The 23,950-nt window shown below is 60.7% G+C and carries 19 protein-coding genes and 1 pseudogene; 10 read left to right on the forward strand and 10 right to left on the reverse strand.

The window, feature by feature from the left end; genetic code table 11:
- Positions 1 to 16 precede the first annotated feature (16 nt).
- The 4 genes and pseudogenes from AC245Y_RS29380 to AC245Y_RS29395 all read left to right on the forward strand — a co-directional run bounded on the left by AC245Y_RS29380 (position 17) and on the right by AC245Y_RS29395 (position 3,817).
- Positions 17 to 1,260, forward strand: a pseudogene (locus tag AC245Y_RS29380) (epoxide hydrolase family protein).
- 38 nt (positions 1,261 to 1,298) lie between these two features.
- Entirely contained in the window at positions 1,299 to 2,108 is an 810-nt protein-coding gene (locus AC245Y_RS29385) for an SDR family NAD(P)-dependent oxidoreductase (RefSeq protein WP_012763364.1), read from the forward strand.
- A 35-nt stretch (positions 2,109 to 2,143) separates the two neighbouring features.
- The gene (locus AC245Y_RS29390; RefSeq protein ID WP_017996548.1) at positions 2,144 to 3,172 is read left to right on the forward strand and encodes a D-cysteine desulfhydrase family protein; all 1,029 of its coding nucleotides are present in this window, start codon (positions 2,144 to 2,146) and stop codon (positions 3,170 to 3,172) included.
- Positions 3,173 to 3,223: 51 nt separating this feature from the next.
- Positions 3,224 to 3,817, forward strand: a complete 594-nt coding sequence (locus tag AC245Y_RS29395) for an NADPH-dependent FMN reductase (protein ID WP_017996547.1) — start codon at positions 3,224 to 3,226, stop codon at positions 3,815 to 3,817.
- A gap of 54 nt (positions 3,818 to 3,871) precedes the next feature.
- Here the strand turns inward: AC245Y_RS29395 and AC245Y_RS29400 are convergent, their stop codons facing one another.
- The 6 genes from AC245Y_RS29400 to AC245Y_RS29425 form a co-directional block, all read right to left on the reverse strand.
- Positions 3,872 to 5,419: an aldehyde dehydrogenase (NADP(+)) gene (locus AC245Y_RS29400; RefSeq protein ID WP_012763361.1), complete on the reverse strand. Its 1,548-nt coding sequence runs from the start codon at positions 5,417 to 5,419 to the stop codon at positions 3,872 to 3,874.
- Positions 5,420 to 5,627: 208 nt separating this feature from the next.
- A complete protein-coding gene (locus AC245Y_RS29405; protein ID WP_012763360.1) occupies positions 5,628 to 6,263 on the reverse strand; it encodes a cysteine hydrolase family protein in 636 nt (211 codons plus the stop codon).
- Between the two features lie 16 nt (positions 6,264 to 6,279).
- On the reverse strand, positions 6,280 to 6,828 hold the full coding sequence (locus AC245Y_RS29410; protein WP_012763359.1) for a hypothetical protein: 549 nt from the start codon (positions 6,826 to 6,828) through the stop codon (positions 6,280 to 6,282).
- A gap of 85 nt (positions 6,829 to 6,913) precedes the next feature.
- Positions 6,914 to 7,903, reverse strand: coding sequence for an enoyl-CoA hydratase/isomerase family protein (locus tag AC245Y_RS29415; RefSeq protein ID WP_017996546.1), 990 nt, complete (start codon positions 7,901 to 7,903; stop codon positions 6,914 to 6,916).
- On the reverse strand, positions 7,900 to 8,406 hold the full coding sequence (locus AC245Y_RS29420) for a RidA family protein (RefSeq protein WP_017996545.1): 507 nt from the start codon (positions 8,404 to 8,406) through the stop codon (positions 7,900 to 7,902). The genes AC245Y_RS29415 and AC245Y_RS29420 overlap by 4 nt, the downstream gene beginning before the upstream one ends.
- Entirely contained in the window at positions 8,400 to 9,125 is a 726-nt protein-coding gene (locus AC245Y_RS29425; RefSeq protein ID WP_012763356.1) for an SDR family NAD(P)-dependent oxidoreductase, read from the reverse strand. Before AC245Y_RS29425 ends, AC245Y_RS29420 begins: the two co-directional genes overlap by 7 nt.
- 289 nt (positions 9,126 to 9,414) lie before the next feature.
- Between AC245Y_RS29425 and AC245Y_RS29430 the strand changes: the two genes are divergently transcribed.
- From AC245Y_RS29430 to AC245Y_RS29440, 3 genes are all read left to right on the forward strand, one after another.
- Positions 9,415 to 10,500 carry an NAD(P)H-dependent flavin oxidoreductase gene (locus AC245Y_RS29430; protein ID WP_017996544.1) on the forward strand — a complete coding sequence of 362 codons (1,086 nt, stop codon included), beginning with the start codon at positions 9,415 to 9,417 and terminating at the stop codon, positions 10,498 to 10,500.
- A gap of 146 nt (positions 10,501 to 10,646) precedes the next feature.
- A complete protein-coding gene (locus AC245Y_RS29435; RefSeq protein WP_012763354.1) occupies positions 10,647 to 11,873 on the forward strand; it encodes a YbfB/YjiJ family MFS transporter in 1,227 nt (408 codons plus the stop codon).
- A 202-nt stretch (positions 11,874 to 12,075) separates the two neighbouring features.
- A complete protein-coding gene (locus tag AC245Y_RS29440) occupies positions 12,076 to 12,537 on the forward strand; it encodes a YybH family protein (protein WP_017996542.1) in 462 nt (153 codons plus the stop codon).
- Positions 12,538 to 12,585: 48 nt separating this feature from the next.
- Here AC245Y_RS29440 and AC245Y_RS29445 read toward each other — a convergent pair whose 3' ends face one another.
- The 3 genes from AC245Y_RS29445 to AC245Y_RS29455 form a co-directional block, all read right to left on the reverse strand.
- Positions 12,586 to 13,623 (reverse strand): LLM class flavin-dependent oxidoreductase, encoded by a 1,038-nt coding sequence (locus AC245Y_RS29445; RefSeq protein WP_017996541.1) that lies wholly within the window; start codon positions 13,621 to 13,623, stop codon positions 12,586 to 12,588.
- 164 nt (positions 13,624 to 13,787) lie between these two features.
- Positions 13,788 to 14,825, reverse strand: a complete 1,038-nt coding sequence (locus tag AC245Y_RS29450) for an alpha/beta fold hydrolase (RefSeq protein WP_017996540.1) — start codon at positions 14,823 to 14,825, stop codon at positions 13,788 to 13,790.
- Positions 14,826 to 14,973: 148 nt separating this feature from the next.
- Entirely contained in the window at positions 14,974 to 15,642 is a 669-nt protein-coding gene (locus AC245Y_RS29455) for a response regulator transcription factor (protein ID WP_017996539.1), read from the reverse strand.
- Positions 15,643 to 15,891: 249 nt separating this feature from the next.
- Here AC245Y_RS29455 and AC245Y_RS29460 point away from each other — a divergent pair, with 249 nt between their 5' ends.
- Positions 15,892 to 18,732 carry an ATP-binding protein gene (locus AC245Y_RS29460; protein ID WP_017996537.1) on the forward strand — a complete coding sequence of 947 codons (2,841 nt, stop codon included), beginning with the start codon at positions 15,892 to 15,894 and terminating at the stop codon, positions 18,730 to 18,732.
- A gap of 704 nt (positions 18,733 to 19,436) precedes the next feature.
- Here AC245Y_RS29460 and AC245Y_RS29465 read toward each other — a convergent pair.
- The gene (locus AC245Y_RS29465; RefSeq protein WP_017996535.1) at positions 19,437 to 21,728 is read right to left on the reverse strand and encodes an FdhF/YdeP family oxidoreductase; all 2,292 of its coding nucleotides are present in this window, start codon (positions 21,726 to 21,728) and stop codon (positions 19,437 to 19,439) included.
- A 768-nt stretch (positions 21,729 to 22,496) separates the two neighbouring features.
- Between AC245Y_RS29465 and AC245Y_RS29470 the strand changes: the two genes are divergently transcribed.
- Positions 22,497 to 23,039: a VOC family protein gene (locus AC245Y_RS29470; protein ID WP_017996534.1), complete on the forward strand. Its 543-nt coding sequence runs from the start codon at positions 22,497 to 22,499 to the stop codon at positions 23,037 to 23,039.
- Positions 23,040 to 23,213: 174 nt separating this feature from the next.
- The gene (locus AC245Y_RS29475; protein ID WP_012763344.1) at positions 23,214 to 23,927 is read left to right on the forward strand and encodes an SDR family NAD(P)-dependent oxidoreductase; all 714 of its coding nucleotides are present in this window, start codon (positions 23,214 to 23,216) and stop codon (positions 23,925 to 23,927) included.
- Positions 23,928 to 23,950: the final 23 nt, after the last annotated feature.

Raw genomic sequence — 23,950 nt, forward strand, 5'->3', positions numbered from 1 at the left:
TTCAACGGAGGACGTCATGTCAGCAAGAGTAGAAACGAGAACCGCACTATCGACGACGCGGCGCCAACTGCTTGCAGTCACAGCCGCGACCGCCGCACTCAGCATTCTCCCCAAGCCCGTCAGGGCGGCGACGGAGGGCGATGCTATCCGCCCCTTCAAGTGCGCAATCCCGCAGGAGGAGGTCGATGAGCTGCGCCGCCGTGTCCGTGCGACACGTTGGCCTGGCAAGGAGACGGTTTCCGACCGTTCGCAAGGCGCGCAGCTTCAAAAGCTAAAGCCGCTCGTGGAGTACTGGGGCAAGGAATACGACTGGCGGCGCGGCGAGAAGAAGCTAAACGCGCATACGCAGTTCATGACCAGGATCGACGGCCTCGACATTCACTTCATTCACGTCAAGTCCAAGCACGCGGACGCCCTGCCGCTGATCATGACGCACGGCTGGCCCGGATCGGTGCTCGAACTCGTCAAGACGATCGGGCCGCTCACCGATCCGACCGCGCACGGCGGCGCCGCGGAGGACGCCTTCCACGTCGTCATACCGTCGATGCCCGGCTACGGCTTCTCGGAAGTCCCAAGCGAAACCGGATGGGGCCCGGACCGCATCGGGCGGGCGTGGCACGTGCTGATGAAGCGGCTCGGCTACGACCGTTATGTGTCGCAGGGCGGGGACTGGGGCGCTGTCGTATCCGACAAGATGGCGGCGCAGGCACCGGACGGACTGCTCGGCATTCACACGAACATGCCGGCGACCGTTCCGCCCGACATTGCAAAGGCGCTCGCCGATGGCGAACCCGCGCCGGCCGGGCTTTCCGAAGACGAGAAGGCCGCCTACGAGCAGATGAACGCGCTGTACACGAAGGGCGCGGGCTACGCTTTGATGATGGTCACGCGTCTCGCCGCCTGGTACTACGACAAGTTCGCCGACTGGACCTATAGCGGCGGCGATCCGGAGAAGTCGCTGAGCAAGGACGAGATGCTCGACGACATCTCTCTCTACTGGTTCACCGGGACGGCCACGTCTGGCGCGCGGCTCTACTGGGAGAACAACGCCAACAACTTCAACGCCGTCGACATCAAGATTCCGGCCGCGATCACCGTCTTTCCCGGCGAGATCTACCAGGCGCCGAAAGCTGGGCCGAGAAGGCGTACCACAACCTCATCTACTACAGCAAAGTCGACAAGGGCGGGCACTTCGCCGCCTGGGAGCAACCGGAGCTTTTCGCATCGGAGCTGCGTGCGGCGTTCAGAACGCTTCGCTGACAAGCATTCCGAATTCACCTCAATCAAGGAGAACCACAATGACAAACTTTCCAAGAGGCACTGCGCTGATCACCGGTGGATCGTCGGGTATCGGCGCGCTCTACGCCGACAGGCTAGCCCGCCGCGGCTACGACCTGATACTGGTGGCGCGCAGCCAGGATGCGCTCGCCCGGATCAGCAAGGATATCGCAAGTTCGACCGGTCGGAACGTAAAGACCGTCCGGGCCGACCTTGGCCAACGGGACGACCTGCTGAAGGTTGAAGGAATCCTTCGGAGCGACCCGTCGATCACCATGCTCGTCAACAATGCCGGGGTCGGCGCGGTCGAACCGTTGCTCATGTCCGACGTCGAGGCGATGGAAAAAATGATTGCGATCAACGTGACGGCTCTGACTCGTCTCGTCTATGCCGTCGCGCCGTCCTTCGTCGCACGTGAGCACGGCACGATCGTCAACATGGCCTCCGCGTTGGGCGTGGCCCCCGAAATCCTCAACGGGGTCTACGGCGCAACGAAGGCGTTCGTCATCGCTTTGACGTTCTCTCTGCAGAAGGAGCTGGCGGAAAAGAACATCCGGATTCAGGCCGTACTTCCCGGCGCGGTGGAGACGCCTTTCTGGGAGGCATCGGGCGGCTCGCTCGACCGCCTGCCCGACCAGATCGTCATGAAGGCCGAAGATGCGGTCGATGCTGCACTCGCCGGTCTCGACATGGGCGAACTGATGACCCTTCCTTCGGTACCCAACATCGACGACTGGAACGCATACGAGGCGGCTCGTCAGAAGCTGATGCCGAACCTTTCTCGCAACGTTCCTGCCCCGCGCTACCGGACGCCGGCGCTAGCGTCCTGACACCGGTACGACAACACTCAAGAAGCGAGGCAGAGATGTCCGACTGGGATCTTTTGAACCGGTTTCCGCGCGTACGCCTGGTGAACGGACCGACGCCGATCCAGCGGCTGGATCGTCTGGAGCAAGTGCTCGGCGAGAGCCGACGAGGCGTCTCGATCTGGGCGAAGAGAGACGATCTGATGGAACTCGGGGGCGGGGGCAACAAGCTCCGCAAGCTTGAATTCCTCATCGGCCAGGCCCGGTCGAAAGGCTGCGATACCCTCGTCGTAACCGGCGGCGTGCAGTCAAATTTCGCCCGTCTGGCCGCGGCCGCCTGCGCCAGAACCGGACTGGCATGCGAGGTCGTTCTGACTAAAATGGTGCCCCGCGGGACCGAGATCTACCAGGCCAGCGGCAACGTCTTGTTGGACCGGGTCTTTGGCGCCCGCGTCCACCTCCTCGGCACCGGCGACGATGCGAGCGCGTTCGCCACGGCCCGCGCGTCGGAGATCGCCGCGGCCGGAGGGAAGGCTTTCGTGGGCACGCTTGGCGGTTCGACGCCGGTCGGAGCTCTGGGCTACGTCGACTGCGCATTCGAAATCGCAGCGCAATCGACTGAGATCGGCATCGCGTTCGACCACGTCGTCATCCCGAACGGTAGTGGCGGCATGCACGCCGGTCTGGCCGTGGGAGATGCCCTGGTCGGAAAAAATCCTTCCAGGATCAGAGCATACACCGTGCTCTCGCCAGCGGAGACATGCGTCGCCGCGACGGTGGAGAAGGTCAATGCGGTCTTCGACCTCCTCGGGAAGAAGGACCGAATTCGAGCTGAGGAGCTGGCGATAGACGGCGCGAAGCTCGGTGGCGGCTACGGCGTGCCGACGTGCGAAATGATTGAAGCGATCAGGCTCGTCGGCCGCTCTGAAGGCCTGCTTCTGGATCCCGTCTACGGAGGGAAAGCCTTTGCCGGCCTGCTGTCCGATATCGAAAACGAAGTCATCGCGCCAGGATCGAACGTCCTGTTCGTCATGACGGGAGGTTCTCCTGGGCTTTATGCCTATGCAGACGCCCTGAGTAGCGACTGATCCTCTCCCAGAGGGTCATTATCATCAACCCGACATAAAATTAGGAATGCCATGCCTACGAAACCTAAGATCGCCATCATCATCGGCTCCACCCGACCGACCCGTTTCGCCGACAAGCCCGCACAGTGGATACTGAAGCAGGCTCAGGCCCGCGACGACATCGACGTCGAAATCGTCGATCTGCGTGACCATCCCCTGCCGTTCTTCGACGAGGTGGCGTCGAACGCCTACGCACCCAGCCAGAGTGCCGAAGCCGTTCGTTGGCAGCACACCGTCGCCCGCTACGACGGGTACATCTTCGTTGTCGCGGAATACAATCGCTCGATCACCGGCGTGCTGAAGAACGCCCTCGACCAGTCCTATGTGGAATGGGCGCGCAAGCCGTTCACTGCGATCGCCTACGGCACCGCGGGCGGGTCGCGCGCACTTGAGCATCTTCGCGGAATCGGCGTCGAGCTGCAGATGGTTTCCACGCATGCGGCCGTTCATATCGGCGGCAGCGACTTCTTCACCGTTTTCTCGATGGGCGGCAACAAGCCGATCGAAGAGATCGAAGCAAACCTCCTGCCATCGGCGAAGACTGCGCTGGACGAGCTGGTCTGGTGGGCGAAGGCCACGATGGCTGCGAAGGCTTCAGAGGTCTAACCTCTGCAAGACAAGGAGCGGGGGCGTGAGCCGCCCCCCTCCAGTTTTTATCTTCTACGCGCGAGGGGCGGCCTTAACATCCTTGAGTGGGGCTGGAAGCAGGCCGACCGGAAAGTCCTGGTAGGAGACTGGGCGCAGGAAACGATAGATCGCCAATGTGCCGACCGACGTCGATCTTCCGTCCGACGTCGCCGGATAAGGTCCGCCATGGACCATCGCCGGGGAGACTTCGACGCCCGTCCCGAAGCCGTTGACGAGGAGCCGGCCGGCGAGAAGTTCCAACTGCGGGATCATCTGCGAGGCCGCATCGACGTCCTTGGCATCCACGTGTAGCGCGATCGTCAACTGTCCTTCCAAGGATTCGACCACTTTACGGAGGTCGTCGTCGTCGTGGCAACGAACGATCAGCCCCGCCGCGCCGAACACCTCTTCCTGGAGCTCTGGATTGGCGAGAAAGTCAGCCGCCGTCGTCTCGAAAAGCGCGGCAGACGCTTGATGAGCCGTTCCGTTTTTCCCCGCAGAGACCTGCGAGACGGGCGGTGAAGACGACAGCCTTGCCACGCCCTTTCGATACGCCTCGCAGATGCCGCCTGTCAGCATGGTCTGAGCCGGCGCTTCGGCCAACGCCGCCGCTGCGCTCTCGATGAAAGCGTCGAGGCCCGCTCCCTCGATGGCGATGATCAAACCAGGATTCGTGCAGAATTGACCGGCGCCGAGGGTCAGCGAAGCCGCGAACGATCTCCCGATTTCCGCGCCCCGGCCCAGCAGTGCGTTTGGATAGAGGATTACGGGGTTGATGCTGCTCATTTCGGCGTAGACGGGTATCGGCTGCTTCCGCTCCGACGCGATCTTCATCAACGCGGTGCCGCCGCGGCGCGAGCCGGTGAAGCCAACTGCGCGTACCCGGTGGTCGGCGACCAGGGTCTGGCCGACCTCGAAGCCTGCGTCGAACAACAGCGCGAAAGTCCCCGACGGGAGCCCGCATGCAGCGACGGCGTCGACGACGGCCTTGCCAACCAGTGCAGAGGTTCCGGGATGGGCGGAGTGCGCCTTGACGATCACCGGACAGCCGGCCGCGAGGGCGGAGGCAGTGTCGCCGCCAGCGACGGAAAAGGCTAGGGGGAAGTTCGACGCCCCGAACACTACGACCGGTCCGAGAGCGATGTTGCGGAGCCGAAGATCAGGCTTCGCCACCGGCTTGCGGTCGGCGTCGGCGGGATCGAAACGCAGTTCCTGGAAAACGCCGTCGCGGACTTCCTTGGCGAAGAGCCGAAGCTGTCCGACCGTTCGGGCGCGCTCTCCTTCGATGCGGCCGCGCGGCAGTCCCGTCTCGTCGATTGCTCGCAGGACGAGTTCGTCCCCGATGGCCAGAATTCCTTCCGCGATCGCTTCCAGGAAGCGGGCCCGATCCTCGAGCGATGTTTCCTTGTAGACCGGGAAGGCGTCCCAAGCCAAAGACGCGGCTTGCTCGACCTGCTCCCTGGTCGCGCCCGCAAAGCTCGGCTCCATGGAGCTGCCGCTGGCTGGGTTGATCGCGGAGAATGTCGCGGCCGCGCCGCGCATGCTCGCGCCGCCGATGAGGAGGTCGCCGGAGAGTGTCATCGTGGATCCTTTCGAAACGAAGAGCCGATACTGTCCTCCACTCATGTGGGAGGCTCGACGCTAACCGTTGGCAGTTGGCTTTGACCTCAAATAGGCGTCGACGCGAGGCCTGCCAACCCTCGGCATGCAAATAGTATTACTTTTCAAATGGAGCTGCATCCGGCAAGCTTGATGCCCCCCGAATGCAAGTAGCCCGTAAAATGGTTGCCTACGCCTCCTGGGTGAGGGCGATCGCCGCTACGGTTTCCTTGGTGTCGATGATGGCGCTGGCATAGCTGGGCAGATTGACCTCCAGTGCCGCATGCATCATTTCCGGCGAATAGTCGGCGACCGCATCCTTAACGACGGTCACGTCGTAGCCAAGTTCGGCGGCGTACCGGACGGTTGCTTCGATGCAGGTGTGGGCCACCAATCCGATCACGATGACACGCTGGATGCCATGCCGCTTCAGCTCGAGATCGAGATCGGTGTTGGCAAAGCCGCTCGAGCACCAATGCTCGGATGCGACGACCTCGCCGGCCACGGGCACGAACTCGGCTCTAAACTCACCGCCCCACGTGCCGAACTCGAAGCTCTTGCGGTGCCAGGCCGCACGCTGGATCGGCGCCACATACTTCCAATTCTCGTAGTCTCCGGCCCGATAGCGATGATGCATCGCGAAAAAGACCCGGAGCTTGGCTTCGCGGGCGGCGGTTAGCACTTCGAGCATGTGCGGCACGCAGTTGTTCGCCTCAGCGACCTCCTTGATCCGGGGCCAGATCTTGCCGCCCTCCGAGATGAAGTCGTTGTAGGGGTCAACCACCAGCAGGCCAGTGTTATTCCGATCAAAGGAAAGTTCTGTCATGATGTTTTCCTTCGGCTCAAGCCGCTTTCGTGGCCGAATTCTTCAGGGCCGCGCGCTCAATGCTCGCCGCGAACAGCGGCGTCTCGCCCTTGTTGTGAGCAATCGACATCGGCTGTCGCTGCGTGCGGAAGAGTTCGAACGGGATGCCCTGGCGATCAAGGAAGGCCATCATCTCGTCGGTCGCGTAGGATTGGACGCGGTTGGTGAATTCGCAGCGGTTCGCATCGAGCTTCTTCACACTCAGTTCCCAGGTGACGTGGATGGTGACCCGGCCGTTCGGCGTAAAGACGTCGGAATCGGAGTCGAGGATGAGATGATCCTTTTCGCCGAGTGTTTCGTGGTAATGCTGGACCATCAGACTGCCGCCGATTGTCTCGACATTTATCGACATCCGCGTGCCGTCGTCCGCTGTCGTGAAGCCCGCTGCGATGTGGGCAGGCGAGCATCCCTGGTATTCCTCTTCCGGCAGGTTAAAACACCATGTCGGAATATCGATCGTCTCGATCGGGGCGTTGATGATGGCCGAAAAGCTGGAATCGACGATCTGGTTTTCAAGGCTGTGCATGAGACTTCTCCTTTGTGGTTGAGTGCGTTGAAGGACGTTGATGCCCGCGCGACCTGCCGAGTCCTTGCGCGGGCACCGCCTCGGCCTACTCGTCGGCCAGAGTTTGCGTGTAGTGTCCGAGCCTGGCCTCGATGTCCGGGTCCTTCTGCAGGCCCATGTCCATCAGGCGTCCGATGTTCTTCTGCGCCGCCGGACGCTGAACCGACGTAATGAAGGCGTCCCAGCCTGCGGCGATCTCGGGGTCGCTCGGAAGGCTCGCGAAGTCGACCAGGCGTTTGGTGTCGGCGATCGCCTGGCGATCAAAGCCAGAGATCCGGGTAGCGAGAGCGTCGACGAACGGATCGAGCTTGTCGTCGTCGAAGGCGCGATTAACGTATCCGTACTTCTCAGCGAGATCGCCATTGATGTCGTCGGAGCCAAGCAGGACCTCCAGCGCTCGACCGCGCCCCATCAGCCGCGGTAGCCGCGCCATCGGGCCGCCGCCGGGGACGAGTGCCGCACCGACCTCCCACTGAGAGAGAATTGCTTTCTGACGGCTCGCGAAGCGCATGTCGCTGGCGAGAGCAAGCTCGCTTCCGACCCCCGTCGCGCGGCCGCGGATCAGCGCGATCGAGACGACTGGCGACTTGCTGATACGGACCAGCATGTCGGGCAGGGGGTGCAAACCGGTCGGGCCAGAAGGGAGGCTGGTGGATTCGGCGAGAGGCGGCGTAAAGTTGTAGTGGGTGAGGAAGAACCCCGGCACAGCGCTGTCGAAGACGACGACTCGAAGATTAGGATCGCTCTCGATTTCGGCCACCACTTTCTCCATCTGAGGGATCGTCTCCGGTCCGAAGATGTTGAAGGGCGGGTTGTCGAAGGTGACGCGCCAGTAGGCGGGCGTCCGCTTATCCACCTTGATCTGTGCATGTTCCCGACCTGGGTCGGCCTTGACCTCTGCAGCACGATCCACTTTCTCGGCGACCTTCGTCTGACCGGAAAGGGCGAGCGCTGGAAGCAGCAGTAGCGCCGCGGCGGTAAGGGCTTTCGACGACATCGCGATGGCGCTTGTCCTGGTTGGTTGTCTGACCTTCATGGTTGGCTCCGTTCTTGAGTTTGTGAGAGGAATGCTGGCCCGATCTCGAAGACCAGTTCGACCTCGACGGGCATTCCAAGCGGTATGCTGGAAACGCCGAGGACGACACGGGGAGGGAGCCGGGCGGGACCGAACACATCGAGCAACAGCTCTGACGCTCCATCGGCGACTTTGGGGTGTTCATGGAAATCGGCGGGGCAGGCGATGTAGACTCCCAGCTTGGCGACCGATCGGATCCTGTCCAGCGTTCCTAGCTGCGACTGCGCGGCGGCTAGACCACTAAGGCAGGCCGCCCGCGCCGCGTCGTAGCCTTCGGCGACGGACAGCTCGCGGCCGACGAGGCCCGTATAGAGTGGCAAATGTCCGGCGACCGGTAGCATGCCGCTTAGGAAAAGCAGCGAGCCGCTTTGGAACGCTTCGACATACGCGCCGAATGGCGTGGGCGCCTTCGGGAGGCATATCGCCAGTTCCTTGATGCGCGCCTCAGCGCTCGCGACTACCATTTGCCCAGATGTGCGCCGTTGTCGACGTGCAGCACCTCCCCGGTGATGTTGGAGGATTCCGTCAGATAGACGACGCCGTCGACGATCTCCTGAACCGCCGTGATAGTCCCCATCGGCGACAAGGATTCGAGGAAGGACCGCGGGTTTTTCGCATGGAGAGGAGTGTCGACCACCCCCGGAGACAGGGCGTTGACGCGGATGTTGTCCTTGGCGAACTCCAGCGCCAGGCTCTTGGTGACGGCGTTGAGGCCGCCCTTGGTGACCATTGGAAGCGACGCGGTCACGCCGGCAATCGGATGGTCCGTCAGGGACGACGTGATCGTCACGACGCTCCCGCCGGACTTCTGGCGCAGCATTTGTCCGATTGCGCGCTGCGTGAAATGGAGGAATCCCTCGACGTTCGTCGCGCACAGGCGCCGGAAATCGTCGATGGTGTATTCGAGGAACGGTTTGGTGAAGAACACTCCGGCATTGTTCACGAGTGCGTCGATCGAGCCGAACTGCTCAATCGCTGCCGCCGCCGCCCGCTCGGCGGTTTTCGGATCCGCGACGTCGCCGCTGATCAGTTCCAATCGCCCCGCACGGTCGAAAAGCGTGCTCTCGCTGATGTTCCGAGAGGTTCCGACGACGTTCCAGCCCTTGTCCAGGAACGTCTTGACGAGTCCGGCTCCGATCCCTTGCGACGCGCCCGTGATGATAACAGTCTTATGCACGCTCATGCCTGCCTCCGTTGTGGCGACGCGGGTACCCTTCGTCCGCCAGGTGGCGGTCGGTCGCTTTGTTCCTCGTGTGATGCGTTGATCCAGCCATCGGCCGGGAGCTTCCCGGCGGTCGCGCCGTCGTCCGCTCTGCCACGACAATCGCGCCGAAAATCGGGCCCCGATATTGTACCAAGGTGTTCCCGATACCTTCGGATTGGGTCGCTCTTCAGGACACCAAGGTCCAATAGACGCGGGTCAGTGGCCGGAGGTATCAGCGTTGCAACGTCACGCATGACAAGGAGTCCACATGACCCGCTGGCCGGATCGCCGAATTCTCGACCTGTTTGGAATCGAGCTTCCCATCATCCAGGCGCCGATGGCCGGAGCCACGACGGTCGAAATGGTCGTCGCCGCGGCCAAGGCCGGCGGTCTGGGATCTCTCCCAAGCGCTCAGTTAAACGTCGAGGGGCTGCGTCAGGCCCTCCATGAGATCCGCGGCGCTACCCACGCGCCTGTGAACGTGAACTTCTTCTCACATGTTTCCCCCGCCGAAGATGTGGCAGCGCAGATGCGATGGAGAGCCCTGCTCGCGCCCTACTTCGTAGACGCAGGACTTGACCCCGCCGCGCCGATCGCCGCGGCGGGCCGTGCACCATTCGACTCTTCGTTTTGCGAGGTGGTCGAGGAGTTGAAACCGGAGGTCGTGAGCTTTCATTTCGGGTTGCCCGAAAAGTCACTGGTGCAGCGTGTGAAGGCGACAGGCGCGAAGATCATATCATCCGCCACGACCGTGGCCGAGGCCGTCTGGCTCGAAAAAAACGGCGTCGACGCGGTCATCGCCATGGGTTTCGAGGCCGGCGGACATCGCGGGAATTTTTTGAGCCAGGACATGACGACACAGGTTGGAATCATGGCGCTCCTGCCCCAGGTGGTCGACGCGGTGCGGGTGCCGGTCATCGCCGCCGGCGGGATCGCCGACGGGAGAGGTGTCGCCGCCGCCCTGATGCTCGGAGCTTCCGCCGTCCAGGTCGGGACAGCCTACCTGTTCTGCCCTGAGGCGAGGATTCCCGCAGTTCAGGCAGAGGCGCTGGCTTCGGCCCGAGACGACAGCACCGCGATAACGAACGTTTTTACCGGCCGTCCAGCGAGAGGCATCGTAAACCGTCTGATGCGCGATCTAGGTCCAATCTCAGATGCCGTGCCCGCATTTCCAACTGCCGGAGGAGCTCTCGTTCCCATCAGAGCAAAAGCCGAGGCGGAGTCGAGGAACGATTTTACGAACCTCTGGTCGGGGCAGGCCTCCCGTCTTGCTTTGAAAGTTGGTGCCGAGGAATTGACGCGAGAGCTCTACCAATCCGCGTTGGACGTTATCGCACGCCGCAGTCCTACCTGACGGCATCCCGCAGATCCTTCCGGATCCCGGCAGACAGCCTGCCGCAGACTGACGGTTCACGCAGACCTCGACCAATCTACCTGAAGGGGAGCAGCCGTCGCGCGAATTCGTGGCGACATATCTCCAATCGAACAAAGGACAGCGTCATGTCTAAACACAGCCCCAGCCCATATGTGGTCGTGCTCGCGGGATCGGCGTCCCTCGCCATCGCCATGGGCGTCGGTCGGTTCGCATTCACTCCAATTCTGCCGATGATGCTACACGACGGCGTCGTTGATCTTTCGCGAGCCGGAGGACTCGCGACTGCCAACTACGTCGGCTACCTGGTCGGTGCATTGGCAGCGATGGCAGTACCCAAGAGGTGGGACCATACCTTCGTCATACGCCTGACACTGGTGGCCACGGTTCTGCTTACGGCTCTGATGTCAGTGCCCTATGCCGAGGCCTGGGTCGCTCTTCGGTTCTTGGCGGGCGTCGCTTCGGCGATCGGATTCGTCTTCACCTCCGGTTGGTGTCTCGCCCAGCTTTCGGGAACCGGCAGCTCGATCGGAAGCGCCATATTCACGGGACCCGGCGCAGGCATCGCCGTGTCCGGGCTGGCCGCCAGCGGGATGACCATTCTCGGGCTGTCCGGCCACACCGCCTGGCTGATATTCGCCGCGATCTCCGCCACGATCAGCGGGATCATCTGGAAGACCTTCGGCGAGAGCGCGAAGCCATCCGACGCCTATTCGGTGGGGGCGCCGACGCGCGCCTCCGGCAAGGTGCCGAAATCGGAAATGCCTCTATTTGCGATCGCATACGGGCTGGCCGGCTTCGGCTACATCGTCACGGCGACCTATCTTCCGGTGATCGCGAAGAACAGCATTCCTGGTTCACCCTTGCTCACCGTCTTCTGGCCGCTTTTCGGGGTCGCGGCAGTCGTCGGATCGCTGCTGGCGGCGCGCGTTCCGCATAGCGCCGACGTGCGGCTCCATCTGATTGCCGCATACCTCGTGCAGGCGGTCGGGGTGGGGCTGTCGGTTATCTGGCAGGACGCTTTCGGTCTTGCACTCAGCAGCGTTCTCGTAGGCCTGCCGTTCACTGCGATCAGCTTCTTCGCCATGAACGAAGTTAGGCGGATCAGATCGAGCCACCACGCGCGTTACATGGGACTGCTGACGGCGGTGTTCGCGATCGGACAGATCATGGGGCCGCCTGCCGTAGGAGTGATCATGAGGCATGTGGTGAACGTAGACGCCGGGTTCGATCTCGCGCTTGCCGTCGCCAGCATCGCGCTCGTAGTCGGCGCCGCGATCTATGTTGCGATGATCCTGCTGTTTCCAAGCGAGCGGAATGCGAGGACCGCAGGGCGCTCGGTCCGTCCCACTTGAAAATCACGCGGTTGTATCTTCTCCGATGCGATCGTCGCGTATCTCCAAATTTATGCTCGACACCATCGTACAATAGAAGGGTTGGTATCGATTGCGCATGCTGCCCTGACGTAGAGACGGGTAAACCAAGTTGGCCAGTACGAGGAGAGTTACATGCTTTCCAAGTGCGTCAGCCACCTTTGAGGAAGTACGGAGAAAATCAATGGACCGGCATCTCACAGAAGTTAACGGCGGCGAGACGGCGCAGGACGATGGAACCGCCTTGGATGCTTTGATACGATTCTATCGAGCCTTCAACGCTGGCGATCTCAAAGGGCTGGAACAGGTCTGGCTCGGCGGCTCGGATCCCAGCATGGACAATCCGATCGGCGGCATCCGCCGCGGTTGGGACCAGATCGCCGACGGGTATTCAAAGCTCTTCAAGGGAAAAACGAAGGTTCAGGTGACCTTCCACGACTTTACGAGCCAGGGCGGCGACGAGTGGCACCTGTTCGTCGGCCGCGAACGCGGAGTATGTCAGACGGCGACAGAGACGCTTGATGTCGCCTTCCGGACGACCCGGTGGTTTGTACGCAAGGACGGCGGTTGGCGACAGCTTCACCATCATGGGTCCGTCGAGGATCCGCAGATGCTGGCTGCCTATCAGAAACTGATCTTCGGTTGAAGAGATGGGGCGCCGGCAAACGTCGGCGCTCCGCGCGACGCGCACCCGCTAGTCGCGAAGCTGTCCACGCACCAAAGGCGCGACGTCGGTTCCCAGCAGCTCGATCGAACGACGCATCGCTTCCGCGTCGAGCGCGGCGGTGCTCATCTGAAAGGTGATGCGAGCAATTCCTCCCAACGTTCTGTTAACATGGGATATCTTGGCAGCCACCGTCTGGGGGCTGCCGACGAGGAACGCGCCACCCGGCCCGCACATATGCTCGAACTGAGCCTGCGTCGGCGGCGGCCAGCCGCGCTCTCTTCCGGCGTCCGTGAACATTTGGAACCAGCCGGGGAAAAACGCTTTCTTTGCGGCCATGTCGGTCTCTCCGACAAAGCCAAGAGCGTGGACGCCTATCCGCTGGTTTTCAGCGGGATGCCCGGCGACGAGCCATGCTCGACGATAGAGCTCGACCAGGGGCAGAAAGCGCTCGAAGCTCCCTCCGATGATGGCCACCATCAGCGGGAGGCCGAGAGTCCCTGCGCGGACGAAGGATTCGGGCGTGCCGCCAGCGCCAAGCCAGATTGGCAATTTGGGCTGATGCGGACGAGGGAAGACACCCTCGCCATTCATCGCAGGACGAAACCGGCCCTGCCACTTGATGTTGGGCTGCTCCCTGATCTTGAGCAGTAGGTCCAGCTTTTCCGCAAACAGCGCATCGTAGTCCCTCAGGTCGAAGCCAAACAGGGGATAGGCCTCCACGGAAGAGCCACGACCGACCACGATCTCCGCTCGTCCGCGGGATATCAGGTCCAGCGTTGCGAACTCCTGGAAAAGCCGGACGGGATCGGAGGCGCTAAGGACGGCGACGGCGCTCGTCAGCCTTATCGACTTGGTGCGCGCCGCCGCTGCGGCAAGTATCACGGCGGGCGCGGAATCAAGCGCGTTTTCCCTGTGGTGTTCGCCCATTCCGAAGACGTCCAGACCGACCTGGTCCGCCAGCTCCACCTCGGAAAGTACGCTCTCCATTCGATCGACGGCCGACTGCAGGCGACCCGTGTCAGAGTCGGGCAGGAGCATCGCAAAACTATCGATACCGATTTCCAAAGTTGAATCCTTTCAAGGAGCTCGCACCCGGAGCCACGGCGTTCTGACGCCTTCCCGGCGGAAGCGCTTCCCATCTCACGACTAGGCGATGCCTCGCCAGTGTGGTTTTTCGGATGGAGATCATCGATTTTTTCGATAATTGAGCGCGTCGGGACCCCGGTTGCTCACGCCCAGGAATCGACATCTCTTACCGCCTTGGCGAACGCCTCGGGCGCCTCCTGCGGCAAATTGTGGCCGATCCCGCCCGCCGCGAGACGGTGTTCGTATTTCGCCTTGAACTTTGCGGCGTAGGCGTTGGGATCCGGATGAGGCGCTCCGTTGGCGTCGCCCTCCATCGTGATCGTCGGCACATGGATCTCGGGACCGGCCGCAAGCCTGGTCTCGAATTCGTCGAACCGTTTTTCACCTTCCGTCAGGCCCAGCCGCCAGCGGTAGTTATGAACGACGATCGAGACGTGATCGGGATTGGTAAATGCTTCTGCACTCCGATCGAAGGTCGTGTCGTCGAACTTCCACTGCGGCGAGGCGAGACGCCAGATCAGCTTGGCGAAGTCGTTCGTATATTTTTCATAGCCGTCGCGACCGCGGTCCGTGGCGAAGTAGAACTGATACCACCACTGAACCTCCGCGGCTGGGGGCAGGGGCGCCTTTCCAGCAGCTTGGTTCCCTATGAGATAGCCGCTGACGGATACTAAACCCCTGCATCGTTCTGGCCAGAGCGCTGCGACGATGTCGGCGGTCCGCGCACCCCAGTCGAACCCGGCGACCGTCGCCTTTTCAATCTTCAAGGCGTCCATCAGCTTGAGGGCGTCGACAGCAAGCGCCGACTGTTGGCCGTTCCGCATAGTGTCATCGGACAGGAATCTAGTGCTGCCGTATCCGCGCAGATGCGGCACGATCACACGATGACCACGCTCCGCGAGCAAAGGCGCCACCCCGGCGAAGGCGTTGATGTCGTAGGGCCAGCCGTGGAACAGCATAACGGGCGAGCCGTCTTCAGGACCGAGCTCGGCGTATCCGACATTCAGGTCTCCGGCGTCGATACGCTTGTCGGCAACCAGGCACATACCCTTGTGCCGTACCGGCCCTTTGATCTGCTCGGCACCTTCGACGCGCCCTGCGAGGATTCCTGCGGCCGTCAGCCCGAGTGCCACTCCGCCAAAGGAGCGGCGTGTCCAGGTCGCGTTGTTTGAGTTGCTCATGGCTGTGTCTCCAAAGATCGCTTGTTGAATGCCTGCCGCACGACAGGCCCTTGCGAGTCCATTTCAGACAGGTGGCAGAAATGCGCTACTGTCCAATGGTGTCGGGTCAGCTACGGCTCGTGCTTAAACATGGAGGCGCTGCGGCGCCTCAGAACGCCGAAAGTTCGTTCGCGACGGAGCCTGACGCGGGGCCGAGCCTTGCGGCCATATACAAAAGGTCAGGAAGTGTTCTGGCGTTCATCTTTCTCATTAGCCGGCCACGATGAGCTTTGACGGTGATCTCGCTAATGTTCAACTTGAAGGCCACCTGCTTGTTCAGCAAGCCTTCCACCACGAACTTCATGACTTGCCGTTCTCGCGGTGTCAGCGTGAGAAAATAGGCTTCCAAACGGTTCGCCTCGTTGAACGCACGAATAGATGCGTTTACCTCCTCCGCAATTACGGCGGGATCATCCTGCTTGGGGAGGAAGGTCACCCGGAATCTGGTTGTGGCAACAGACGTGGCCGGACTGCCGCTAGGGGTGACGACGATGATTGGGCAGTGCACGGCGTAAGAACAAATCAATCGCGCTAGATCTGAAACCGGCAGATCGGCCATGCTTGCGTCAACAAGGATGCAGTTGAAGCGTCCAGATTGGGCACCGCTGAGCAAGTCGTGCGCTGAGGTGAACCGTTGTAGTCGCCGGCCCATGCCCGAAATATGTAGATGCAAATTGGGATCGAATTCGGTCCCGTTATCCAATACGGCGACCAAAGCATCGCTGTAGAGTGTTGTCGCCATTGTCGAGAGATCAGTCGGTTTTTTTGTGGGGAACATGCCATTCGTCCTCATCGATCGTGCACGCGACGTGCTGCGGCTGGGAGATTGTTATGAATGCTTCACGCTGCTCGTAATGAAGGTGCTCCGCGATTTTTAAACCGGCACGCATGCGTTCGCGACTTAAGTGGTGTGAGAGATCCTGAAAAAAGCTGAAGTATTCCCTTACCAGTTGTTGAAGTGCCCTTGGCGCAATCTGCCCCTCTGTGATTTTATCGATGCGGTTGAACCAGATAGATTCGGGTCGCTTTGGGACAGATTGAGATAGGCCTCTTCGAGCACTCCGGATGGGAGCTTGATCTCGAAAAGCGAGAGCTGCGTGCGATGGGCGCTCCGGTACCGCTCGGCAGTCGCGCGTTCGAAATCCTCGAAACACTTGCAGTTTCTTCGGGTAGGATCGTCACGAAAGACGAGCTGATGAAGCGCGTCTGGCCTGGAATGGTCGTCGAGGACAACACCCTCCAGGTTCATATCTCTGCAATAAGGCGCGCGCTTGGAAAGGACCGAGACTTGCTGCGTACCGTGTCCGGTCGCGGATATCGACTACTCGGCGAGTGGACGGAACCCGAAAAGCGGTTTGCCGATCCGACGTCCGCCACGCTCGTGCGGTCGAGCGAACGAGAGGATTTTGTTACTAACATCCCCTCGGCAGCGTCCGAGCTGATCGGCCGTCAGGCTGCAATTTCTCATATCGTGACGCTCATGTCGGCCTATCGAATTGTAACCCTGACGGGACCCGGTGGGATAGGGAAAACCGTGCTCGCGTCCGAAGTCGCCCGCCGCCTGCAGCCGACGATCGATGGGGATGCATTTTTTGTGGAGCTGGTTTCCCTCTCGGATCCAAATCTTGTTCCCACTACACTTGCACAGGCTCTCGATCTGCGCCTTCAAGGCGACGACGTCTCTGCCGAGCTCGTTGCGCGGGCAATTGGTAACCGGAAAATGTTGCTTCTAATCGACAATTGCGAACATGTTGTCGATGCAGCTGCCGAGATGGTCGAGGCGATGCTGCGCGCCTGCCCGAACGTTTCGGTTCTCGCAACGAGTCGGGAACTTCTCAGGATCGAGGGGGAGTTTACATATCGTGTTCCCCCGCTTGATGTGCCCGCGAACGAAAAGGTTGGTGATCCGTTAACGCACAGTGCGGTTCAGTTGTTTGTCGCCCGAACGAGGGCGTTGCAGTCCGACTTTACGACGAGCAGGGACAGGGTCTCGATTATCGCGGGTATTTGCCGGCATCTGGATGGAATTCCCCTGGCCATAGAGTTCGCCGCCGCCCGTGCTGCCACGTTGGGGCTTCAACAGATCGCCGGCCGATTGGATGACCGTTTCGTTCTTCTGACCGGCGGACGCCGTACTGCCTTGCCTCGACACCGCACGCTTCGGGCCGCGCTCGATTGGAGCTATGAACTATTGCCCGAAGGAGAGCGTCGCCTTCTGCACAGTCTCTCCGTATATCCCGCAGGGTTTACCTTGGAGGCCGCGATGGCCGCCAGCGGGGAGGACGAGGAAGAGACCGCACTCGGGCTCTCGAACCTCGTCACGAAATCGTTGGTGACCTTCGACGGAACGGAGGCAGCCCCGCGGTGGCGTCTTCTGGAGACGGTGCGGGTCTATTCGCTGGAAAAGCTTGGAGGGGGCACCGACTATCGAATGACGATGAGGCGGACCACGGCCTTCTTCCATTCGTTATTTCAGCCATTTTCGAGTGAAGACTCGCTGCAGTCGGCAATCGATGGTCTGGGGCCGTATCGCCGAGAGATCGATAATCTCCGAGCCGCTTTGACCTGGGCGCTTTCTCCAGAGGGCGATGGAAAGCTCGGAGCAGGCCTCGCCGCAATTGCCTCCGATTTCTGGACCGCGACCTCGCTCGTGTCCGAGTCAGGCGAATGGGCTAAAAAGGCGCTCTCCTGCCTCGAAGGAGAGGAGGGGGGACGTACGGAACTGGTCCTACAGTGCGCCCTGGGCTTCGCGATGATTTATACGCAGGGTATGAGCGAGCAAGGTAGAGCGGTGCTCGCACGCGCCCTAACACTCGCTGAAACGTTGGATGACCAGGACTACCGGCAACGCGTTACTTGCGCCCTCTGGCTTTTTAGCGCTCGATCGGTGGAGTTGGATGATGCGCTTGTTTACGCGCAAGAATACGGGAAAGGCGCTGGCGGAGGCGATGCGAGGTCACGCGCCACGGCAGCTTGGCTGTCGGGCATCCCGCAGACCTATCAGGCTCACCACGTGGAAGCTCATGACCGACTTGATTGGGCGGCGAGGAATTCGCCGCCCAACAATCGTCGTACGGATATGCTCAGGCTCGGGGCGGACATTCGGACGTCCTCAATGGCTCATGACACCGTCAACTTGATCTCGTTGGGCCGATTGGAGGTGGCTTCTCAAGCATCCGAAGACTCAGTCGATGAAGCCCGTGCAACCAAGCAACCATTCGTATTTTGCGTCGCGTTGGCCTGGGCGTCCGCCTTCGTGTCACTCAGTCTGGACAACGAAGCGCGAGCACGCCACTGGGGCGAAGAACTCACTGCACATGCACTACAGCATGGTCTGAAACCGTTCTACGCAGTTGGCATATGCGTCCGAGGCAGCCTGGCGTCGCGTTCAGGCTCGCCCGCGGAGGGGATCGACGCTCTTCAAGCCGGCATTCGAGACATGCAAGAATCCTCGTATCTACTGTTCTATCCGTTTTTCATGTGTGAACTCGCAGCCGCGTTGCAGGCGGCCGGACGTCTGGACGAGGCGCTCTTGGAGATCGACAGAGCACAGAAATTTTCAGTGGAAAAAAGCTACCGCTGGATAATGCCCGAACTTCTACGAAAGAAAGGCGAGATCATCGCAGCACAAGGTGCGAACGAGAGCTTAGCCGTAGACCTCTTTCGGGAGGCTGGCCTAAGAGCATCCGCTCAAGGCGGTTTGTATTGGGAACTTACAGCGGGCATGAGCTACGCGGAATATCTGGCCAGCCGCGGTGATCTTCGAGCGGCACAAGAAATCCTTCGTCCCGTCTACGAGCGGTTCCGCGAAGGACTGTCTACCCCTCGACTTTTGCAGGCGAAGAGGTTGCTCGGCGCGAAGCAATGAGCTTCGTAGATCTTTGACTGATGCTTCGACGCGGCTTCGAAACTGCACGGCCACGTTGTTGCCCGCTCGCTGACGAAGCCTGGGAATACGAAAGTATTGGCAATACCTATGTGCAACAGCTTCCCTCTCTGCTGGTTGCCATAGTGGGCTCCTAGCCAGGCCGTTTGTCGGCGGGTGTCAGGAGAACACTATGTCTCACAGGAACCGCAAGCCGTCGGGCAGTATCTTCCCAGGCGTCGCAATCTTATTCGCAATGGCAGCTCTGGTTGGCGCCCTGGTGTCGATACAGCGGCCAGCGGCTCCGATCCGCGTCTGGGTACCTGCCCAGTCCGGTGAATCCCGTTTAGGCGGGGAAAAATCGCTCTCTACGTGCTCACCAGTGTGGGCCGGCTGCAATCCGTCGAATCCTGTATAACCTATAGTATCAAGGGCGCCGATATGATGAAGCTGCATTACAGCATGTGCGGGGCAGTGCTAAGCTCGGAGCACGTGTCCATGATGCGTGGTCTGCTCAAGGAGCATTGCGAGAACCGACAGTACGATAGACAAAGCCCCGAAGCCGAGGATGCGGCGAGGGGCCTTCTTTGGTGGTACCAGAACGGAGTGACCGAGCAAGAGAGGCTCAGGCACCTACTCGCGATCAGCGTGGTTCGCGGGTCTTGAGGCAGCCTACAAACTGACGCCTCTAGCCGTCTCGGTGTTTGTCAATCTGCGAGTTTCACCCTGACTGGCACTCCCTTGTAGGACGGCGTACCGGACTGGCGATCGAAGTGTCGGAGCGAGATGACGACGTTCATCTCTGGATAGTAGCCCGCGATGGAACCCTTCGGAATGTCGTAGGCTACCGCCGTGAAACCGCTAACGAGATGGTTGTCATCAACCTCGCCAATGAGCCCTCGGACCTCGATGCGATCGCCGTCCTTAAGGCCTCGACCCGCGAGATCTTCCGCATTCATAAAAACCACGTCGCGCCGACCGAATACGCCGCGATAACGATCGTCCAATCCGTAGATGGTGGTGTTATATTGATCGTGACTTCGAATAGTCGTCAGCATCAAGGCGCCTTCGCTCTCGGCGGGCGTATCCTCGGAGAGACCGGGAGACGGGAGGAACTTCGCCTTTCGCTCAGGCGTGTTCCACCGGCGAAATGAAGCAGCGACGTCAAGTCTAAAGCCGCCCGGTTTGCGCACGCGAGTATTGAATTCGTAGAAGTCGGGAAACACCTCCTCGATCTTGTCGCGGATGTGGTCGTAGTCCGCTACCATGCCCTCCCAGTCTATGCCATATCGGTCACCAAGCGTAGCTCTTGCAATCCCTCCGATGATTGCCGGCTCGGATCGGACAAGTTCGCCAGGTGGGTGAAGAAACCCTCGCGAAGCGTGAACCATGGACATCGAATCCTCGACAGTGACCGCCTGGCGGCCGGATGCCTGGATATCGAGGTCCGTCCGTCCTAGACACGGCAGAACGAGAGTGGTCTTCGCGGTCAGCAGATGGGAACGGTTGAGCTTCGTTGCGATATGGACGGCCAGATCGAGGTTCCGCATTCCCGAGAATGTGGCCCCGGAATCGGACATCGCGACCGCGAGGTTGCCGCCAAGACAGATCAGGGCCTTCGCTCGGCCATCGATGGCGGCCTCAACGGCCTCGATCGCGTTGTGACCTTTGTCGCTCGGCGGGCGAAAACCAAAGGCGCGTTCCATGCCATCGAGTAGCGCCTTGTTGGGAATTTCGGTTATTCCTACCGTCCGATCTCCTTGAACATTGGAGTGGCCTCGGATGGGCGCGATTCCCGCACCCTCTCGACCAATGTTTCCTCGCAGCATCAGGAGGTTCGCGATGTGCTGGACGTTGTACGTGCCCTTGGCGTGCTGTGTGATGCCCATGCCATAACAGACAATTACGTTCCTCGCGTTCGCGTAGACGTCGGCAGCGCTCTCGATGGCCTGCCGGGTTAGGCCACTGATCGCGACTATCTCTTGCCAACTGGTCGCATCGATATCGGCACGTAGGATGTCGAAGCCAGAGGTATGTTCTTCGATGAAGGGCCGATCAAGTATGCCAATGCCGCCTGCAGCGAGACTTGCCGCGTCGCGTTCGAGCACCGCCTTCATCATACCTTTCAAAACGGCCAAATCCCCGCCGACACGGACTTGGTGGTAGGCCGAAGCGATCGGCGTTGAGGACATGGTGACCATCTCTACCGGATCTTGAGGCGCGGCGAACCGCTCAAGCGCGCGCTCCTTCAATGGGTTGAAGACGATGATTGGAACGCCTCGGCGCGCCGCCTCATGCAATGTCGTCATCATGCGCGGATGGTTCGTGCCCGGATTGTGCCCAAAGCTGAAGATCGCGTCCGCATGATCGAAGTCTTCGAGCGTGACGGTTCCCTTGCCGACGCCGATGGATTTCGGAAGCCCCACGCTGGTGGCTTCGTGACACATGTTTGAACAGTCGGGAAAATTGTTGGTGCCATAGGCGCGGACGAATAGCTGATAGAGGAACGCTGCTTCGTTCGAGGCACGGCCGGAGGTGTAGAACTCGGCCTGGTCCGGATCGTCGAGCTTGTTCAACTCGGCTGCGATCAGCGCAAATGCCGCATCCCACGCGATCTGTTCGAAGTGATCGGTGCCTTGGTCGTACCACAACGGCAGAGTCAGGCGGCCGGCGTCTTCGAGCTCATGATCCGTCCACGTCCAAAGCTCGGACCGGCTATGCTGCCTGAAGAACTCGGCGTCGGTTCGCTTCGCGGTGGATTCCCACGTAATCGCCTTGGCGCCGTTTTCGCAGAATTCGAACGACGACGTGTGCTTGGGGTCGGGCCATGCGCAGCCTGGGCAGTCGAATCCCTCCGGCTGGTTGGCCTTGAGTAGAGTTTTGCTGCCTTGCGCGACGATCTGCTGGTGGGCCAGCGTCTTCACGACGGCCTTAAGCGCGTCCCAGCCGCCAGCCGGGTGGTCGTAACGTTCGATTCCATCCGGACGGTTGTTCTTCATGACAGTTCCTTCATCGCTGGTGGTTTGTCTGATAGATATTGGTCGCCAGATCCGCGTGAGCGCACGCGACGCCTGCTTAGGAAGTTCGACTTCAAAAAAAGGCCGTCTCCGGGCGGGTGGAGACGGCCTTGGCGGAGCCTTGGAGGATCCGCGCGCTCCAACAGAGGGGAGGAGTGCTGGAGCGCTGTGCTCCTGAGAGCTTCTCGCCCTGGAGGGGTGGGGCGATGAGTAAAGCTAACTCGTTCACGCAGCCCGCATAAGTGCACTTTGGTATTGGACGTTCGCTGCCTCAAGCGACGGTCGTGAATGCTCGGACAGCTTTACGAGGGACGTTGCTCTGGGTCACGTGCCATTTCGTGCTGGTAAGCAAACCAGCCTGTGGCTTCCCTGTTTCTGACCTTGGTGCGAAGAGCCTCGATCGCGAGGCCGAGGTGTCTGCCTCGTTCGTGCAGTTCTCCTGCGGTGCTGAGTGGAGGCTCGGACGGTTCGGCTATTATTTTCGTGTTTGACATTTGTCTCGCCTGTTCTTGCGGTGCCGCGTTGGGTTTCGTCGCAGCCCTTTGGCGCTACGCAGGGAGGCTCATGATGAATCCCTCGGCTCGACGGGGCTACGGTACGATAGTGTCGTACATCCAACCTACGGCGTCCTGGCCGCTTCCAAGCCGTCGATACCTAAGTGCAATGGCAGGCGTGGTGCGAGTTCATAAGCTTGGGACGCGTGTCGCCACCTTTAGGATCCGTCGGCGACCATCTCAAAGGAGCACTGATATGGATAGCGAACTGAGACCATCCAGCAAGGAAGCCCCGCAGTCCCTCTCGGGAGTTGCGATGACACTCGAGCTTGCGGTGATCGCCGTCTCCGACGTCGACCGAAGCAAACTTTTTTATGCAGCTCTCGGATGGCGTTTCGATATTGATTTTCAAGGCGACGACTACCGCATCGTGCAGTTCACTCCGCCTGGATCTGGATGCTCCGTGATGTTCGGGCAGAATATAATTACGGCCCCCTCTGGTTCATCGCGGGGATTGCACCTGGTCGTTTCGGATCTGCCGGCAGCACGTAGCGATCTCCTATCTCGAGGCGTCGAAACGAGCGAGCCATTTCATGACGTCGGCGGAATTTTTCATCATTCCAACGGCGTGGGCATCACGGCTGGACTAAATCCGGAGCGGAAAAGCTACGCATCGTATTTCATTTTTCATGACCCGGATGGAAACGAGTGGACTGTTCAGGAGATCACGACCCGCCTGCCGGGGCGCAAGGGAGATACCGCATTTACGAAGGAGCTAACTAAGGCGGTGTGGGGATAGCGAGCTGGTCCACGGCCGCCGACGAGCGCGCTAACAATTATGCCGAAAAACGGTTCAGTGACTGCCGCCGCCTGGCAATTCTCCCGATGGTCGACAGCATCTAAATCAATAGCACCGACGCCGAGGGCGACGGGCGGCCCGACAAGGACCGATGCAATTGAAAGGATGTATATCATGAGCAATCAGCAGAAGGTCGCCGTCATCACCGGTGCATCGCAGGGCATTGGTGAAGGTCTGGTCCGCGCCTACCGCGCGCGGAACTACCACGTCGTCGCTACCTCGCGTTCAATCAAACAAGGGTCCGACGATGGCGTACATGCCGTGGCGGGCGACATCTCAAACTCCGAGACCGCAGAGCGCGTCATCCGCGAGGCGATTGACCGTTTCGGTCGGATCGACACGTTGGTGAACAATGCCGGCGTCTTCACTGCCAAGCCGTTCGTCGACTTCACTCAGGAAGATTATGATCTGAACTTCGGCGTGAACGTTTCGGGCTTCTTCCACATTACGCAACGGGCTGCGAGGGAGATGCTCAAGCAGGGCTCCGGCCACATTGTCAGCATCACGACCAGCCTCGTAAACCAGCCGGTGTCGAGCGTCCCCACGGCCCTTGCTTCGCTCACGAAGGGCGGTCTTAACGCCGTCACGAAGGAACTGGCGATCGAGTTCGCCAAGACGGGCGTCCGGGTGAATGCCGTGTCTCCTGGCATCATCAAGACCCCGATGCATGCTCCAGAGACCCACGAATTCCTCTCCGCGCTGCATCCCGTCGGCCACATGGGCGAGATCAGCGACATTGTCGACGCTGTGATCTACCTCGAAGACGCAAGCTTCGTCACTGGAGAGATCCTCCATGTCGACGGTGGCCAGAACGCCGGCCGCTGGTAGGTCTCGAATATCACGCGGGCGCG

Source organism: Rhizobium sp. SRDI943 (assembly GCF_057653695.1).